This is a genomic window from Sabulibacter ruber, from assembly GCF_017355955.1.
GTDB classification, from domain to species: Bacteria; Bacteroidota; Bacteroidia; order Cytophagales; family Hymenobacteraceae; genus Nibribacter; species Nibribacter ruber_A.
The window spans coordinates 845,677-861,791 of the sequence record NZ_JAFFID010000002.1; the positions used below are offsets into that span (position 1 = coordinate 845,677).

The 16,115-nt window shown below is 51.5% G+C and carries 12 protein-coding genes; 5 read left to right on the plus strand and 7 right to left on the minus strand.

Going from position 1 to position 16,115, the window contains the following annotated elements; translation table 11 throughout:
* Positions 1–219: 219 nt before the first annotated feature.
* A complete protein-coding gene (locus tag JT719_RS14925; protein ID WP_207434118.1) occupies positions 220–1,182 on the minus strand; it encodes an NAD-dependent epimerase/dehydratase family protein in 963 nt (320 codons plus the stop codon).
* Between the two features lie 169 nt (positions 1,183–1,351).
* Here JT719_RS14925 and kbl point away from each other — a divergent pair, with 169 nt between their 5' ends.
* Entirely contained in the window at positions 1,352–2,545 is a 1,194-nt protein-coding gene (gene kbl / locus JT719_RS14930; RefSeq protein ID WP_207434119.1) for a glycine C-acetyltransferase, read from the plus strand.
* A gap of 877 nt (positions 2,546–3,422) precedes the next feature.
* Positions 3,423–4,346 carry an NYN domain-containing protein gene (locus JT719_RS14935; RefSeq protein WP_207434120.1) on the plus strand — a complete coding sequence of 308 codons (924 nt, stop codon included), beginning with the start codon at positions 3,423–3,425 and terminating at the stop codon, positions 4,344–4,346.
* A 199-nt stretch (positions 4,347–4,545) separates the two neighbouring features.
* Here JT719_RS14935 and JT719_RS14940 read toward each other — a convergent pair whose 3' ends face one another.
* Complete coding sequence (locus JT719_RS14940; RefSeq protein WP_207434121.1) at positions 4,546–5,883, minus strand: erythromycin esterase family protein; 1,338 nt, start codon at positions 5,881–5,883, stop codon at positions 4,546–4,548.
* Positions 5,884–6,111: 228 nt separating this feature from the next.
* Positions 6,112–6,789, minus strand: a complete 678-nt coding sequence (locus JT719_RS14945) for a 3'-5' exonuclease (protein WP_207434122.1) — start codon at positions 6,787–6,789, stop codon at positions 6,112–6,114.
* Positions 6,790–6,920: 131 nt separating this feature from the next.
* Here JT719_RS14945 and JT719_RS14950 point away from each other — a divergent pair, with 131 nt between their 5' ends.
* Positions 6,921–8,366 carry an FAD-dependent oxidoreductase gene (locus JT719_RS14950; protein WP_207434123.1) on the plus strand — a complete coding sequence of 482 codons (1,446 nt, stop codon included), beginning with the start codon at positions 6,921–6,923 and terminating at the stop codon, positions 8,364–8,366.
* Positions 8,367–8,545: 179 nt separating this feature from the next.
* On the opposite strand, the gene JT719_RS14955 is transcribed toward JT719_RS14950, so the two are convergent.
* The 4 genes from JT719_RS14955 to folP form a co-directional block, all read right to left on the minus strand.
* Entirely contained in the window at positions 8,546–11,314 is a 2,769-nt protein-coding gene (locus JT719_RS14955; RefSeq protein WP_207434124.1) for a DEAD/DEAH box helicase family protein, read from the minus strand.
* Between the two features lie 11 nt (positions 11,315–11,325).
* Positions 11,326–12,252, minus strand: a complete 927-nt coding sequence (locus tag JT719_RS14960) for a serine hydrolase (RefSeq protein ID WP_207434125.1) — start codon at positions 12,250–12,252, stop codon at positions 11,326–11,328.
* 468 nt (positions 12,253–12,720) lie between these two features.
* The gene (cdaA, locus tag JT719_RS14965) at positions 12,721–13,551 is read right to left on the minus strand and encodes a diadenylate cyclase CdaA (RefSeq protein ID WP_207434126.1); all 831 of its coding nucleotides are present in this window, start codon (positions 13,549–13,551) and stop codon (positions 12,721–12,723) included.
* The gene (folP, locus tag JT719_RS14970; protein WP_242693258.1) at positions 13,548–14,411 is read right to left on the minus strand and encodes a dihydropteroate synthase; all 864 of its coding nucleotides are present in this window, start codon (positions 14,409–14,411) and stop codon (positions 13,548–13,550) included. The genes cdaA and folP overlap by 4 nt, the downstream gene beginning before the upstream one ends.
* 41 nt (positions 14,412–14,452) lie before the next feature.
* Here folP and JT719_RS14975 point away from each other — a divergent pair, with 41 nt between their 5' ends.
* Both JT719_RS14975 and JT719_RS14980 read left to right on the plus strand, forming a co-directional pair.
* Positions 14,453–15,022: a DUF1599 domain-containing protein gene (locus tag JT719_RS14975; RefSeq protein WP_207434127.1), complete on the plus strand. Its 570-nt coding sequence runs from the start codon at positions 14,453–14,455 to the stop codon at positions 15,020–15,022.
* Complete coding sequence (locus tag JT719_RS14980; RefSeq protein ID WP_207434128.1) at positions 15,003–16,115, plus strand: BT_3928 family protein; 1,113 nt, start codon at positions 15,003–15,005, stop codon at positions 16,113–16,115. Before JT719_RS14975 ends, JT719_RS14980 begins: the two co-directional genes overlap by 20 nt.

Consider the following 16,115-nt stretch of genomic DNA (forward strand, 5'->3'; position numbering starts at 1 on the left):
TAACCAATAGAAGGTTTGCTTCTTTATCCTGCTGCTAATGAACCAGATAGATTTGAAGTGTAGAAAAAGCCGCTTTCTCTATGTGGCTTAGGTCACAGAGGAGTGTTTTAGCTGGCAGTTCCCGGGCTGTTTTGGAGAAAACAGGTGAAAAACAAAGTGCCTGCCGTGGGGTAACGGCAGGCACTTTGAAGCGTTTGGGCCAGTTTTTTTGGCAGGACCTTAGTTGTTGATGCGTTTCAGGTGCAGGAGCATGTCATCGGTCATGGTGTGCAGGTCATACTGCGGATTCCAGCCCCAGTCCTGGCGGGCAGCCAGGTCATCAATGCTCTGTGGCCACGAGTCGGCAATTTGCTGCCGCATGTCGGGCTCATAGGTAATGGTGAAATCTGGGTAGTGGCGCTGAATGCTGGCCGCAATCTCCTGCGGCGTGAAGCTCATCGCCGCCAGGTTGTAAGAGGAACGCACTTTCACCTGTTCGGCCGGGGCGTGCATCAGGTCCAGGGTGCCTTTGAGGGCATCGGGCATGTACATCATGGGCAGGCGGGTGTTCTCGCTCAGGAAACACTTGTAGGTGCCCTTAGCCAGGGCCTGGTGGTAAATATCCACGGCATAATCTGTAGTACCGCCGCCTGGTAAGGCTTTGTAGCCAATGAGGCCCGGGTAACGCAGGCTGCGCACATCCAGCCCGTACTTGAGGAAGTAATACTCGCACCACCGCTCACCGGCCTGTTTGCTGATGCCATACACGGTGTTGGGGTCCATGATGGTGTGCTGCGGGGTGTTCTCCCGCGGAGTATTCGGCCCGAAAACGGCGATGGAAGAAGGCCAGTACACTTTCTCTACCTTGTGCTCCAGCGCAAAGTCCAGCACGTTGAATAAGCCGTCCATGTTCAGGCGCCAGGCAAACTTGGGGTTCTTCTCGCCGGTGGCCGATAAAATAGCCGCCAAATGGTAAATCTGCTTGATTTTGTATTTGGAGGTAAGGTCTTCCAGATGCTGTGGCGTAAGTACGTCTATGATTTCAAACGGACCAGTCTCGCGTAACTCGGCTTGCTTGGGGTATTGGATATCGGCGGCTATTACGTTGGCATCGCCGTAGATCTTTCTCAATTCCAGGGTGAGTTCAGAGCCTAACTGGCCGCAGGCGCCTATCACTAGAATGGCATGGGTCTTTTTTGTCATGAAGGTGCTGAATAGAAAAACAAATGTACGTTATTCAAGCGGCTCCAAAAAATTAGGGGAGGTGCCTACGTTTCGTATCTTTGGAAACCAAAACCTGCGTACAGCTTCTACCAGGAAAAGTTGACTTCATCTGACTCAACGAACACCACGAACCAATAACCACGATTATATGTACGAAACCCTGCAACCTGATTTACAGCAGCAGTTAGCCGACATCCAAGCGAACGGCTTATATAAAAGAGAACGTGTCATTACCACCCCGCAGCACGCCCAGATCAAGACCCAGCAGACCGGCGAGGTGCTCAACTTCTGCGCCAATAACTACCTGGGGCTTTCCTCGCACCCAGCGGTACTGGAGGCCGCCAAGCGCACCCTGGACACCCACGGCTACGGCATGAGCTCCGTGCGGTTTATCTGCGGAACCCAGGACATCCACAAGCAACTGGAGCAGAAACTGGCCGAGTTCCTGGGCACCGAAGACACCATTCTGTACGCCGCGGCTTTTGACGCAAACGGCGGCGTGTTTGAGCCTTTGTTTGATGAGCAAAGCGCCATCATTTCTGATGCCTTGAACCACGCCTCCATTATTGACGGCATCAGGCTGTGTAAGGCGCAACGTTTCCGCTACGAGCACAACAACATGGCCGATCTGGAAGCCAAACTACAGCAAGCCCAGGGCGCCAAGCACCGCATCATTGTCACCGATGGTTCTTTCTCCATGGACGGCACCATTGCCCAGCTAGACAAAATCTGTGATCTGGCAGATCAGTACAAAGCACTGGTGATGGTTGATGAGTCGCACTCCAGCGGCTTTATTGGCAAGACCGGCCGGGGTACCCATGAGTACCACAATGTGATGGGTCGGGTAGATATTATTACCGGTACCTTAGGCAAAGCCTTGGGTGGAGCCATGGGCGGTTTCACCACCGGCAGAAAGGAAATCATAGAAATGCTGCGCCAGCGCTCGCGGCCGTACCTGTTCTCTAACTCTTTGGCTCCGGCTATTGTGGGCGGCTCTCTGGCGGTACTGGAACTGTTGAGCTCTACCACTGAACTGCGCGACCGCCTGGAGTGGAATACCAAATACTTCAGAGAGAACATGACTGCTGCCGGGTTTGACATCAGGCCAGGTGTGCACCCAATTGTACCGGTCATGTTGTATGATGCAAAACTGGCCCAGGATTTTGCCACCAGAATGCTGGAGAAAGGCATCTACGTCATTGGGTTCTATTACCCGGTGGTAGCCAAAGGGGCAGCCCGCATCAGGGTACAGCTCTCGGCAGAACATACCCAGGAACATCTGGACAGAGCCATTCAGGCCTTTACCGAGGTTGGAAGAGAATTGGGAGTACTGAAAGCCTAATCTGTTTTTGGCCTATTTTGCAAAAATCTATAGAAAAGCCTGTTGTCTGAAAAAGATGGCAGGCTTTTCTATTTCAAGAGAACTTGTTTTCTGGAATCTGCTTGAGGAATGCTACTTATTAAATTTTTTAATTAATGTGTAAAATACAAGCATGAATCAGGGGTTAAATTCCAGCGCATTTAAGTTGTATGAAGAAAGGAATTTCGCCCAATTACAGGTGAATTGAAATAAAATATAAAAGCCCTTAATAGCCGGGTCTGAATTTTCAGATTTCGGCTTTCTTTAAGTAAAAGCATCTTTTTTCTTGGATTAGCTTCCTCAAACAGTTCTCTGGTGCAGAAAACCTGATGAATTGTAACCGTTTGTGTTGTTTTTAGCTTGTTTTTAGAAAATGGCACCAAAACAGTATTGGTGGCAGGTACTAGAACATTCTGCCCTTTCGTTTGTTATATAGTAAGCTTTGAATAATTAAGGTTGTTAGCAAAGTAATGATTCCCTACTTTTGCCCGACAGCGCTTTAAAGAAAAAGTTCTTTCTTTCGCGGGAAATGTGTAGTAAACCTAACTAAACATAAGGTTTGTGCCGGTAATTGTTGCCCTAGCACAAGCAGAAGAAATAAAAGTAAATTAAGAGTCCCCCAGACGAATTAAATGAAGGTATCATCAATTAATAGCAGAATCCAAACCAGAAGTTTCTATCCCATAGCCAATATAGAACTAGTTCCTGCTCCTCCATACCCCCTGAAGTCTCTCTGTTTTTTGCCGCTTTCTTCTAGTAATTTCCCTTTACCCCGTTTTACAGCAACAAACATAAAAACTCAAGACAGACAAATTAAAAGACAGACAGAAAGACAGAAAGACAAAAAACAGACAACAACATGCAAGACAAATTAGTAAGAATTGGCGTCTTTTATGACGGTAACTACTTCTTACAGGTCAGTAATTACTATGCCTACGGCCACCAGCGCAAACGTAGGATAAGTATCTCTGGCCTCCACGAGTTCATTCGGGAACAAGTGGCGGAGGAAGAAGGGGTAGATCCGCGCTTCTGCCGGATCGTAGATGCCCATTACTTCCGTGGCCGGCTTAATGCATATGAAGCCAGCCAACGCGGCGATACCCTTTACTGGGACCGGGTGTTCGATGACATCCTCATGTCTGAGGGCGTGACTACTCACTATCTGCCGGTGCGGACTACACCGGAAGGATACAAGCAGGAGCGCGGCATAGACGTGTGGCTGGCACTGGAGGCTTTTGAGCAGGCATTTTACAAGCGGTTTGATGTATTGGTTTTGATCTCTTCAGACGGAGATTACGTGCCTATGGTGCGCAAGATCAATACTTTGGGAACCCGTATCATGGCCCTGACCTGGGAGTTTGAGTACACCACAGACAACGGACAGCGGATGACAACGCGTCCCTCACAGGACCTCCTGGCCGAGGTAACCTACCCTATGGCCATGCACGGCATCATTGACCAGCGCATTGCCCGTAATGACGCCACCATCCAGCGGCTGTTTGTGCAGCCAGACCAGAAACGGACCATCGTTTCCCGGGAGGAAGACGAAGACCACGATCAGGACAACATCGGGAATCGGTTTGAGAGCCATGGCGAAGGTGAGATCATGAGCCTGAAAAACGGCTATGGTTTCATTAAGTATCCGCCCAACAATTTATTCTTCCACTTCACCAACGTGATAGACACAGATTTCAATGAGCTGCACGTAGGCGATAGAGTGGAGTTTGAGATTGAAAAAGACGGAGAAGGCAACGATGTAGCCAAAAGCGTAAGACTGCTGTAACAGCCTGACTAACTGTTGCACCATCCTGCGGCAGCCTGACTAACTGCCTGAGGAACACGCCTGAAGCTATTCATTGCTTTGAAAAGAGTACAACTGAAACAACAAGTAAAAAAGGGGAGCAGAAATGCTCCCCTTTCCTTTTTGGAAACTGGCAGTTTCCTCGTCGGGTCAAAAGCTACAGAGTTGTTCAGGTAAAATTTTAGAAGCTGCCTCCCGCCGGTGGCGATAAAGCCGTTGTCTGGTCTATGTACAGAAACGCATCATAGCGGCGGGGCAAAATGGTGGGGACATAGTTGCCGGCTTCGTACGTAGGATTATAGGTGACACCAATTGCCCGGTGGCCTCTGGATTGCATGGCTTCCGGAATGTCCTGCAGTTCGCGCATCAGCAACAACTTGTCTTCTGCGCTGTAGGCGTGCAACACCGCTTCCCAGCTGTTGGGCATGGCCGGCGGCACGTTCATGACCCGCACGGTGCCACCCCATTGGTTAGAGGCAATCACCTGGCCCTGGTACGTGCCAAAGCCCACCAGGTAAACACCTGCCTGCGCGTGCTGCTGCCGCAGTAACTGCCCGATATTGACCATCCCGGCCGAGGCCATGTCTGTGTAACGGGCATCGCCAACGTGTGTGTTGTGGGCCCAGATAATAATCTTGGCGCCATTACCCCTGTGGGCAATCAGGCGGTTCACGGTTTCCTGCATGTGGCGGTCGCGCACGTTCCAGGAACCGGCATCGCTGCGTACCATCTGCGTGTAGTAGCGTTCGGCGTTTACGGCTACCAGGGCGTTCTGCTCGGCATTGAAAGCTGCTTCATGGTTGGCGGGTTGTCTTGCCCGGTACGCCTGTACGGCTTCCAGTAGTTGTTCCAACTGCTGGGCGCAGGAAGAGCCTTGGGTAGTGGCCGCCGCGTAAAGTTGTTCGTTCTGGTTATAAGGAGCAAGGCACTGCTGGGCACTCTGGGCCAACTGGGCAATTGCCGGATCAGCACTGGAGAAAGTGAAATAGGACCGCACGGCCTCCAGAGATTCCCACAGACTATACACATCCATGCCGTAGAAGCCTACCTTCTGGTTCTGGGGCAGAGATTGGTTATGTTGCCGCAGCCACTCAGAGAAGTTGGCCACTTCCTGGTTTGCCCACATCCAGGTAGGCCACCGCTGGAAGGACTGTACCGCCTGTTGCGCGGTTCCGTTCTGCTGCCCTTGAATGTATTGGTTAAGGGAATAGGCTGCCGGCCAATCTCCTTCCACGGCAATCAGGTTAAAGCCTTTCTCCTGAATGAGGCGCCGGGTTAAATCTGCGCGCCAGGTGTAGAATTCAGAGGTTCCGTGGCTGGCTTCCCCTATGAGAACGTACTGGCTGTTGCCAATCTCATTGATCACAACATCCAGATCCTGGATATCCTCCAGTGGGTAGACACCCTTGGTGAGGAAGCCTGTTTCCTGCTCCAGCTCCGCTACCGGGTCTTCCTCAGAGGAGCAGGAATACAGCCAACCACTCAGCAGAACTATCCAAATCAACCGCATCTTTGCCATCTTCTCTCTATGATTAATCTTCTGTTTTGAGTTCTGGGAAAAGGAATAGTGCTAAAATAGCTTTCGGTCCTATGCCTAATGTTTGCTTAAACGGAGAAGATGAACCTTTGTATTTTGAATAAATACGGCATTTAGGAGTGGGAAATACGAAAAATCGTAAGTGAGAAAGGTGAGATGGTTATTAGAAATGTTTTATTCAGGTTCTGGATAGGATGTTTAGGCCGGATCTTATTCCTGAAGGGAGATTGATCCGGTGGCTTCTGGCGTATCTGTGGCCGGGAGCACTTCCGCTAAAGGTGGGAGCCAGTAAGGAGTGCCGTATTTAGTATTCAAGACCAGTTTGTTGCGCATGTAATCCAGCGGGCTTTCCTCATGTAGCCGGTGGAGGAGATGCCAGGTTGCGGTGGCGTCTGGCAAGGCGCGGTGCCAACGGGTTAATGGAATGTTATAGGCCTTACACATATCGGGCAGGCTTCGTGGCGAGGGCTGGCGTAACCGGCAAACCGATAGGGTGTCCAGAAACGGGTGCTGTACTGGATTCAGTTTCAGCCGCCGGTAGGTGCTGTAGAGAAATCCCAAATCAAACGGAATGTTGTGGGCCACAACGGTGCTATCTCCAATAAACTCCTGCAGAATGAGAAAGGCCGTGCGTTCTTCCAGGCCGTTGACCAAATCCTGCGGCGTGATGCCGGTAATCTCGGTGATTTTCTTGGGGAGTTCACCTTTCAGTTTTACCAGGGTATGAAGCCTTCCGGTGATCTGGCTGTTGCTACCCTTGATGGCCGCTATCTCAATCACTCTGCCTTTACTGCCACTTACGCCTGTCGTCTCAAAATCAAGAACTGTCACATTCTCCAGAATGGACGTTAGGTGCGGAAAAAGCGGAAGATAAGGCGCGTTTGACATGAAAAAATTAAGTAGCTTGTAGCACGTATACGCAAGAGCCGCAATCTGTTTTAGCCCTGTTTTTCAGAAAGAGAAGCTAAAATGGACCTGCCGCACAGGTGAGAACAGGATACATCTAAATAAAAGCAAGCGTGAGTACAACGCAATATGACGCAGTGGTTGTTGGCTCCGGACCTAACGGATTAGCCGCCGCTATCACCTTGCAGCAGGCTGGGTTAAAAGTGCTGCTGGTAGAAGGCAAAGATCAGATTGGGGGCGGTTTGCGCTCTCAGGAATTAACCTTGCCGGGGTTTGTGCATGACGTTTGCTCGGCCATTCACCCGCTGGCGGCAGGCTCTCCCTTTTTCAAGACGCTTCCCCTGAAAGACCACGGGTTGGAGTTCCTGTACCCCGGCTTAGCGGCCGCCCACCCCTTTGATGACGGTACCGCCGCCGCTCTGGCTACTTCTTTACAGGAAACTGCCCAGTCATTGGGGCAAGACCAGCAATCTTACCTAAACCTTCTTACTCCGCTGGTGAAACGCTGGCCTGCCTTGGCAACGGATGTGCTGGGCCCCCTGCGGATCCCCAACCATCCCCTGGACATGGCGGCCTTTGGCATGAACGCACTGACATCGGCTACGTTTCTGGCCCGGCGGTTCAAGACGAAGGAAGCCCGAGGACTATGGGCGGGCATGGCAGCGCATTCCATTCAGCCGTTGACCAACCTGACCACCTCGGCCATTGGCCTGGTGCTGATGGCGGTCGGGCATTTGCAAGGCTGGCCCATTCCCAAAGGCGGTTCCCAGCAGATTGCCAATGCCTTGGCTTCTTACTTTAAGAGCATAGGAGGGAAAATTGAAAGCGGCTTCTATGTGAAAACCTTGGACCAGTTGCCCAAAAGCAAGGCCGTGTTACTGGATGTGACTCCCAAGCAACTGCTGGAGATTGCCGGCGACAAGTTGTCTTCTCTGTACCGAAGCCAATTGCAGCGCTACCGCTACGGCATGGGCGTGTTCAAGATAGACTGGGCGCTGGATGGACCGATTCCATTTACCGCCCCGCAATGCAGACAGGCTGGAACGGTGCACCTGGGGAATACCCTGGAAGAGATAGCTGCCTCAGAACATGCCTCGGCTAACGGGCAGCATCCGCAGAAACCATTTGTGCTCTTGGCGCAGCAAAGCCTGTTTGATGATACCCGCGCTCCCCAAGGCAAGCACACTGCCTGGGCGTACTGCCACGTGCCCAACGGTTCCACCGTAGACATGACCGAGGCCATTGAAAGCCAGGTGGAACGTTTCGCGCCCGGCTTCAAGGACCTGATTCTGGCCAAACATACGTTCAACACGGTCCAGATGCAGGCGCATAACCCCAATTACATTGGCGGCGATATCAACGGCGGCATCATTGATTTGGGGCAGTTGTATACCCGTCCGGTAGTGGGATTATCGCCTTACCAGACCTCGGCTAAGGGCGTTTACCTGTGTTCTTCCTCCACGCCGCCGGGCGGAGGGGTGCACGGCATGTGTGGCTATCACGCCGCCCGAAGAGCCCTGAAAGACATGTTCGGCTTATCGGCTCCAAAATTATCCTGAAGAAAAAATATTAAAGGAGATAGGGGTAGAGACAAATATAGCGGTCTTACTATCTCATGAAGGGGAAAGTCCACCTGAAGCGTCTCGGCGCGGAGGGTGGGCTTTATTCTTATAGGCAGTTTCTGTTTATGGCCTCTTTTTGCTCATTTTCTGAAAAAGAGGCTGGAAACAGGAAAGGCTCAGCGCCACTTGTTTACCTGCTCGGTTTTGTCTTCAAACTCTGAGGCAAGAGAGTGCAGGCGGGCTTTTAACAATAGCTTGCGCCCTTCCAGATTACGGGTGAAAACCAATTCGCAATGCCCTACCAGATTCTGCCATTGATTTTCCAGAAATTCCGCTAGTGTTTTGTTTTTCCCAATCACCTCTGGAACGGAGTGATAGTCTTTCTGCAGCAGAAACTTTAAAAAAGAGTTCTTCCGGATGATGATATACCGAGGATTGCCCACCGGGCCAATCATCTCCCGCAGGGCTTTGATGAAATAAGAGCGCTCAAAGGTGGTGCCGCCGTTTAGGTGGCAGTAGATGTTGCCATGTGCGTCTACAGAAGAGACCACACTGAGCCTGGCTACCTCCGTCTGTAACACTCTTGCTTTTGCCAATGATTGCAGGAGGGCTTCGCCAATTTGTCTGAAGTCTTCGGAAATATCGCGGTACTTGATATATAGCCGAGCCGTAGTATACAGCTTCCTTCCAAAAAAGAGCATGCCAATGACACCTATAAAAGCCAGGTAAATGAACAGGTCGGTGGTGGTGCGAATATGGCGGGCTGAACGGCCTAAACCTTGAAGGGCACCGTTACTAAATGCCAGGATCATGCTGATCAACTCTGCCAAAAGATAGGCGATGGTGCGGTTGTAAAACAGAGATTTAGAAGCCTGGTAGCTGCGGCGAGCTTCGGGGAAGGGAATCTTGATCTCTTCTACCAGAGACATGCCTTTGGCCAGAGCTAGCTGCCAGCGTTCCTGCGACTGGTGCCGTTGAGCGGCAAAGGCAAGCATCTGGTCATTACTGGTGTTGATCTGATCTGTAGTTAGAAATCCGGTTGGCAAATTAAGCCGGCCCAACCCGTTTTCCAGAATTATTTCTTCTTTGAGAGAAACTCCCACAAAAGCCTTGAAGCGCCGCTGCAGCATTTCCATGTCATTTCCGCCGTGGGCGTCTGTGGCATCAAGGCAGGCAAGATGCCAGATATTGCCCGTTTTGGCAGTGTTGCCCGCCTGTACTCTAATGGCGCGTCCGCGCATTTGGTTGGAAGATACAAAGGAGCCCACCAAAGTAGCCAATACCAACGTGTTGATGCAGGGAGCGTCCCATCCTTCGCCCAGCAAAGATTTGGTGCCAATCAATACCTCAATCTCCCCGGCCTGAAATACCTGAGTGACTAAGTGTACCAGGGCGTGTTTCAGTTGTTCCGTGAATTGGATTTGCAGGTAACTGGCATCGTAGGCAAGCGGGGTTGCAGCTATGGTTAGGATACCTGCCGCCAGGGCAAACCGTTCAAGAGCAGGGAGGGCAGTCTGCGGCAGAATCACCACGGAGCCTGTCAGGACGCCCAACCTGACGGTTTTCTCCAGGCTTCTTCGTAACTGCTCAAAGATGGGCAAAGCACCCATTTTGTTCAAGGGCAGCTGGTGGCCGGCCGGATGTAGGAATTCTTTCCTGATGAAGTCTGTGAGCACCACCAACCTGAGGTCCTTGCCTAACGTCTGGTGTTCAAAAGAAACAATCTGCTCTATACTTTTGAGCTTGCTCAAGCTGGTGCCTAGGAAAGATTGTATTCTGTGGCTGTGCCTGAGGCTAATCTGCCTTTTCTCCAGCGCACTGTAGCGCTTTAGTTTGTTTTTCAGGTGCTCCTGATGCTCCTCAAAGCCCAGGAAAGTTGCAGGGTCAAGGAACAGATAAAATTGTAGCACTTCTTCCATCCACTCATAATTGAGCTCCGGAATCTTGAACTCAGGATCACCAATGACTTCTAAATGGGCCGGTGAAATTTGTTTCCCGATGCCGTTCAGAAAGATGAGCGTGGCCGAGTAGCACTTGAGATTTGTGTAGATCCACTCCAGCTGTTCTAACGGCTGGGCGTAAATGGGGTGGTGTTCCAGCGCCTGCGCCAGCGTTAAGTCTTGCTTCAATTCTTCAAAGAGTTGGAGGATCTTGCTTCTGAACTCCGCAATTTTCTTTGACTCCTCCAGCGTGGGGGTGGAGAGATAGACGTAGTCCTGGTGTGGGCATAGGTCCTGCTCTACCACCAACTCCGGAACAAAAATCTCAGCGTCAACCGGTCCGTTCAGTTCTGTGTACCGCTGCCATTCCAGAGGCGTTACATCATAGGGCGGTGTGGCGGTAAGTCCTACAACAGTGGGGCGGAGCTTCTTTTTCACCTGAATAAGCGTTTTCCACCATTCATTTTTGAGGTGATGGGCTTCGTCTGCCACAATGGTCTGAACCCGCTGTTGCCGGAGCAATTTAATGATACCTTCCAGATTTGAGTTGGAGCGGGCGGAGGCTTTTGCCTCGGTATCTTCTGCTTCTGATATCTCCTCTTCTTCTTCTGAGACAGAAAGATTGTTACAGGCCGCGTGCAGGGCTTGGTAGGTGATCACCGTGACAAAGGCCGGTTGCCTGATGTCGCGGGAGATCCAGTCTGGTTTCTGAGCTGTTTTCAGGAAAAGGTCGCAGAAACGCTGAATCCACTGGTTCCGGATGGCCAGCGAGGGCGCTAGAATCAAAGTAGGCTTGTTGAGCCGCAGCATCACTTCCAGCCCCAGGATTGTTTTCCCTGAACCTGGTGGCGCAATTACATGCAGGTGCCCGTTCTCTAAGTGGCTGTCTAGTTCATTCAGTACGCGCTCCTGATATTTGCGCCAAGGATATAAGAACTGGATTCCCGAAGGAAATTCTTTAAGGATGGTCTCTTCTCGTTCCGTTAAACCAAGTATTTCCTCCATAGGTGCCTTAGTTAATATTTCTCTACCCCTTTAGCCGGTTTCCAGTCAGATTTTGGCTCAAAGTACTGCCAAAGCGTTCTGGAGACAGCTCTTATCAAAGCGTAGCCGGCATTGTTGTATTCCCAGTTTTCGTCTTGCTGGTTTTTGGTGATGATGCAGAACACGTAATCACCGTGCGGGGCATTGACCAGCACCACCTCGGAGCGGGAGCGGTTTACTGCCCCGGATTTTGAGGCCGTGTGCACATAAGGTGGTATCTGCGAAAGTGCTTCCCCGTCAAAGTAAATCCGGCCCATGTTGCGGTACATGCGTTCACTGGCGGCAGGGCTCACCGCTTTTCCGTCCCGGATCATGGTGACCAGAGTAGCCATCTCGCGCGGCGTGGTCTGGCCCCAGCCGTACTTCTCCCAGTTAGGTCGGCGGCCCGGCGTACGGGAGTTCATGCGGGTGTAGACAAAGCCGTTTTTCTCCAGCCACGCATTAATGGCCGTACCGGTACCCGCTAACTGCTGCAACCAAAGACTGCCGGTGTTGTCTGAGGTGGTGATGCTCAGCATCTGGATTTTGCTCAGGGCTACCGTAGAACTGTCTTTGAAATTCCCTACAATGTCTTCACCGGCATAGTAGAGCGAATCGCGGTAGCGGAGCGTGGCTTTTGGGTCGATCTCGCCGCGCTCTATTTTGTCAAACATGCCCACCATGATTGGTATTTTGATCATACTGGCCGTGGGGAAGAGGGTATCTGCGTTAATAGCAATCGTTTTTCCCGTCTTGAGGTGCTTCACGTAAATGCCCACGTCACCCTGGAAGTCCTTGGTGAGTGCCTCCAGTTTCTGGGTGAGTTTAGCATCGGTTTTTTCTTTTGCCGTTTTCTGCCCGAAAACCGGGAAAGTGAAGGAAAGCAGGAGAAGAAGCGAGAAGAGTTGAGGGAATCGCATGGTCATTGGGTTGAGGCCTAAAAGATACACATTTTCCTATATCTTCCTTTGGCACCGCCAAACGTGTGGCGGTTTTCTGGCTGGTTTCTGAAAAACAGCTTGGAAACATAGAGATCCCCTCTGGCGCGAGACTGAAGTCTCGAGACGTTGGATGAAGCGAGTCTCCAGACTCGCGGGGTGCTTGTGACGGGTATTAGGAAGGACGCAGCTTTGTTGCTTATGGTTCTTTAAAAGAAACGGAGGGGTTCTGTGCCTTGGTTGGTTCAGCAATGCGTGGATCGCTGCGGTGCAGCGAGGGTAGTCTGGAGACTACCTGGCATCTGTAGGCGCGAGTCTCCAGACTCGCGCCAGCGTTATTTTAGATGATGAGGAGAAAGCTGAAGAGCGGATGATAAACAACAAATTGCTCCGACAACCAGCCATCAGCAATGAACAATGAGCAATCAGCAATTAACAACCAGCAACCAGCTATGCGGCGGCAACTTTCTCTACCACTTTGGGCTCAATATCAAACAGGAAGTGATTGAGTTTGGAGCGCAGATCGGCGGCCGACAGGTTGCGGTAGACGGTGCCGTTGCGCACCAGGGAAATCTGGCCGGTTTCCTCAGAAACTACCAGAACCACGCTATCGGTTACTTCAGAAAGCCCGATGGCGGCCCGGTGCCGGAGTCCCATAGAGGCGGGTACGTCATTGCTCTCGGTGACGGGTAAGATACAGCGGGCGGCTTTGATGCGGTTGCCCTGGATGATGACGGCCCCGTCGTGCAGGGGGCTGTTCTTGTTGAAGATGGAAATAAGCAGACGCTTGCTCACAATGGCGTCAATGGCATCGCCAGATTCGGCGAAGTAGCGCAGTTCAGAGCTGCGGGCAAACACAATGAGGGCACCGGTGTTTTTACCGGCCAAAGACTTTGCGGCCTCAATGAACGGCGTGATGGAAAGTTTGTCGGCGGGTTCTGTGCGGCGCCAGGGAAATCCCTTGAACAGACGCTCGTTGTTCAAGCTGGTGGTTTTCCCGATCATGAGCAGGAACCGCCTGATTTCGGGCTGGAATACGATAATGGCCGCCAAAACGCCCACGCCCATGAACTGCCCCAGAATAATGGTGAGCAGCTCCATGCCCGCGGCTTTCACCACCAGGTACAGCAGGTAAATAGAAAGCAAGCCCAGGAAGATCTTCAGCGCCACGCTTCCGGTCAGGAGTTTGTAGAGCTGGTACAATAGTACCGTTACCAGCAGAATATCTATGATATCCAGCCACTCAATCTCTAAAAACCCTATGGAAAATAATGGAATCACGCCGTCAACATCTTTTTAACAATCTCAATAGTATGTACCGCCTCCTTCACGTCATGCACCCGCAAAATATCGGCTCCGTTCAGTAACGCCAGGGTGTTGGCAACAATTGTACCCGTTAGCGCCTCCTCAGGACCCACGTGTAGCGGCTTGTAGGTCATTGATTTCCGCGAGAGCCCTATTAAGAGCGGTAACTCAAACAGTTGCAACTCCTTTAAGCGGCGTAACAGTTGGTAATTTTGCTCCACATTTTTTGCGAAGCCAAACCCTGGATCTAGCAGAATGTCTTTCACCCCCGCGGCCTTCAGCTGCGCTACCCGTTCAGAGAAGAAAGAAACCAGTTCTTCCATCATCCCGTTGGGGTATTGGTTTTGCATGGCCATGTTCTGCGGAGTGCCACGCATGTGCATGAGTATATAAGGAACTTGCAGTTTCCCTGCTGTGGCAAACATGGCCTCATCTAAGGTGCCGCCAGACACGTCATTGATGAGGTGAGCCCCACTTTGTACCGCTGCTTCCGCTACCCGGGCCCGGAACGTGTCAATTGACAACAACGCCTGCGGGTATGCTTTGGAGAGCGCCTCTATAATGGGTAGTACGCGATTTAGCTCTTCCTGTTCCGTAACCTCGGGGGCGCCGGGGCGCGTAGAATACCCGCCAATGTCCAGAAAGGTGGCTCCCGCCCGGAGCATATTGCCCGCTTGTTCTATGGCTTGCTCTACTCCCTGGAGTCTGCTGTTGGCATAGAAAGAGTCTGGGGTGGAGTTAAGAATCCCCATCACGGTGGGGCGCTGCAACAGGACCAATCGGCCACCACAGTTGAGGGTGGTTTTTTTGCAAAAAAGTGTATCTTTCGCGTTCAATTGGCTATTTTCTCATTTCCTATAAAAGTAAAACGAAAAACTTGATTCACCAAACTGCCCAGGAATACAACCGAGTGATAGAAGCCTGCAAACGGCTGTTTTTACAGAAGACGCAAGACTACGGAACCGCTTGGCGAATCCTTCGCCTGCCTTCCATCACAGACCAGATTTTCATTAAAGCACAGCGCATCAGGTCAATCCAGGAGAAGGGCACGCAAAAGATCCAGGATGACATTGCCTCAGAGTTTGTGGCCATTGTCAACTATTGCGTGATTGCCTTGATGCAGGAGCAGTTGCTGGCGCAGGGCGAGACCGAACAGGCCTTGCCGGTAGAATGGGTACGGGAGTTGTACGAAGAGGAAATCAGGAAAACGCACGCGCTGCAGCAAGACAAAAACCACGACTACGGCGAAGCCTGGCGCAGCATGCGGGTAGAGTCTATGACCGATCTGATCTTGATGAAGATTTACCGCACCAAGCAGATTGAGGACAACGCCGGGAAAACGCTGGTGTCTGAAGGCGTGGAAGCCAATTACCGCGACATGCTGAATTACGCGGTCTTCTGTCTTATAAAATTAAACTACCCTGACCATGGCACTCCGTCTGCTTAGCCGTTTTGCGTGGATAGTGGTGGGAGGATTATTCATCTTCTCTGGCCTTATCAAGTTAAACGACCCGGTAGGCACCGCTATCAAACTGGAAGAGTATTTTGAGGTGTTTTCCTCAGACTTCTCCTCGGTGTTTCTGTCTCTGAAGCCGTTTACCATCTATATGTCCATCTTCCTGAGTACCCTGGAAGTGGTGCTGGGCGTGGCCCTGCTGGTGCGCTGGCGACTGAATACCGTAGTCTGGCTGCTGTTTTTCCTGACGGTGTTCTTCACGTTTCTCACCTTCTACTCAGCGTACTACAACAAAGTAACCGACTGCGGCTGCTTCGGGGATGCCATCAAGCTCACGCCGTGGCAATCGTTCGGGAAAGACGTGGCCTTGTTGGTGCTTATCTTGGTGTTGCTGTTCACGCAGAGGCACATTTTGTCTATCCCGCGCATGAATGCCGGAGTAACCGGGGCAATTGTATTGGTAGCGCTGGTGTTTTCTGTCGCTATTTCGGTGTACGCGTACCGGCATGAGCCTTTTATTGATTTCAGGGCCTACAGAGTAGGGGCTAACATCCCCAAACTCATGAAACCCTCGGCCCCCATCCGCTACCAGTACATCATGGAGAAAGGCGGCCAGGAGTTCACCTTGACCAGCTATCCCACTGATACTACTTACAAGTTCAAAAAGATGGTGCCCCTTAACCCAGAGGATGGCCCCAAAATCACGGACTTCAACATCTGGAACGACCAAGGCGATTTCACAAAGGAGCTGTTCATAGGCAACCGTCTGCTCATTCTGGTGAAAGACGTGAAGAAAGCCGATCAGGAGAGTTTCAAGGAGATTAACGCGCTGCTAGCCGGAGTAGAGAAAGACCAAAGCCCCAAGATTGTGCCGGTGGTCATCACCTCCAGCAGCAGCCAGGACTTTGACGTGTTCCGCCACGAGGTAAACCTGGCGGCTCCGTACTTCTTCGCCGATGCTACTGTGCTGAAAACCATGATCCGCTCCAACCCCGGCTTGCTGCTGTTCAAAGACGGCGTGGTAGTAGGCAAATGGCACTACAACGATGTGCCCACGCTACAAGAGGTACAGCAACTTTTGTGA

Bases quoted from the DNA above. Each gene is read 5' to 3' on its own strand.
- JT719_RS14960 (WP_207434125.1), bottom strand. From the start codon at position 12,252: ATGCGATTCCCTCAACTCTTCTCGCTTCTTCTCCTGCTTTCCTTCACT.
- kbl (WP_207434119.1), top strand. From the start codon at position 1,352: ATGTACGAAACCCTGCAACCTGATTTACAGCAGCAGTTAGCCGACATC.
- JT719_RS14945 (WP_207434122.1), bottom strand. From the start codon at position 6,789: ATGTCAAACGCGCCTTATCTTCCGCTTTTTCCGCACCTAACGTCCATT.
- JT719_RS14935 (WP_207434120.1), top strand. From the start codon at position 3,423: ATGCAAGACAAATTAGTAAGAATTGGCGTCTTTTATGACGGTAACTAC.
- JT719_RS14955 (WP_207434124.1), bottom strand. From the start codon at position 11,314: ATGGAGGAAATACTTGGTTTAACGGAACGAGAAGAGACCATCCTTAAA.
- JT719_RS14940 (WP_207434121.1), bottom strand. From the start codon at position 5,883: ATGGCAAAGATGCGGTTGATTTGGATAGTTCTGCTGAGTGGTTGGCTG.
- JT719_RS14980 (WP_207434128.1), top strand. From the start codon at position 15,003: ATGGCACTCCGTCTGCTTAGCCGTTTTGCGTGGATAGTGGTGGGAGGA.
- JT719_RS14925 (WP_207434118.1), bottom strand. From the start codon at position 1,182: ATGACAAAAAAGACCCATGCCATTCTAGTGATAGGCGCCTGCGGCCAG.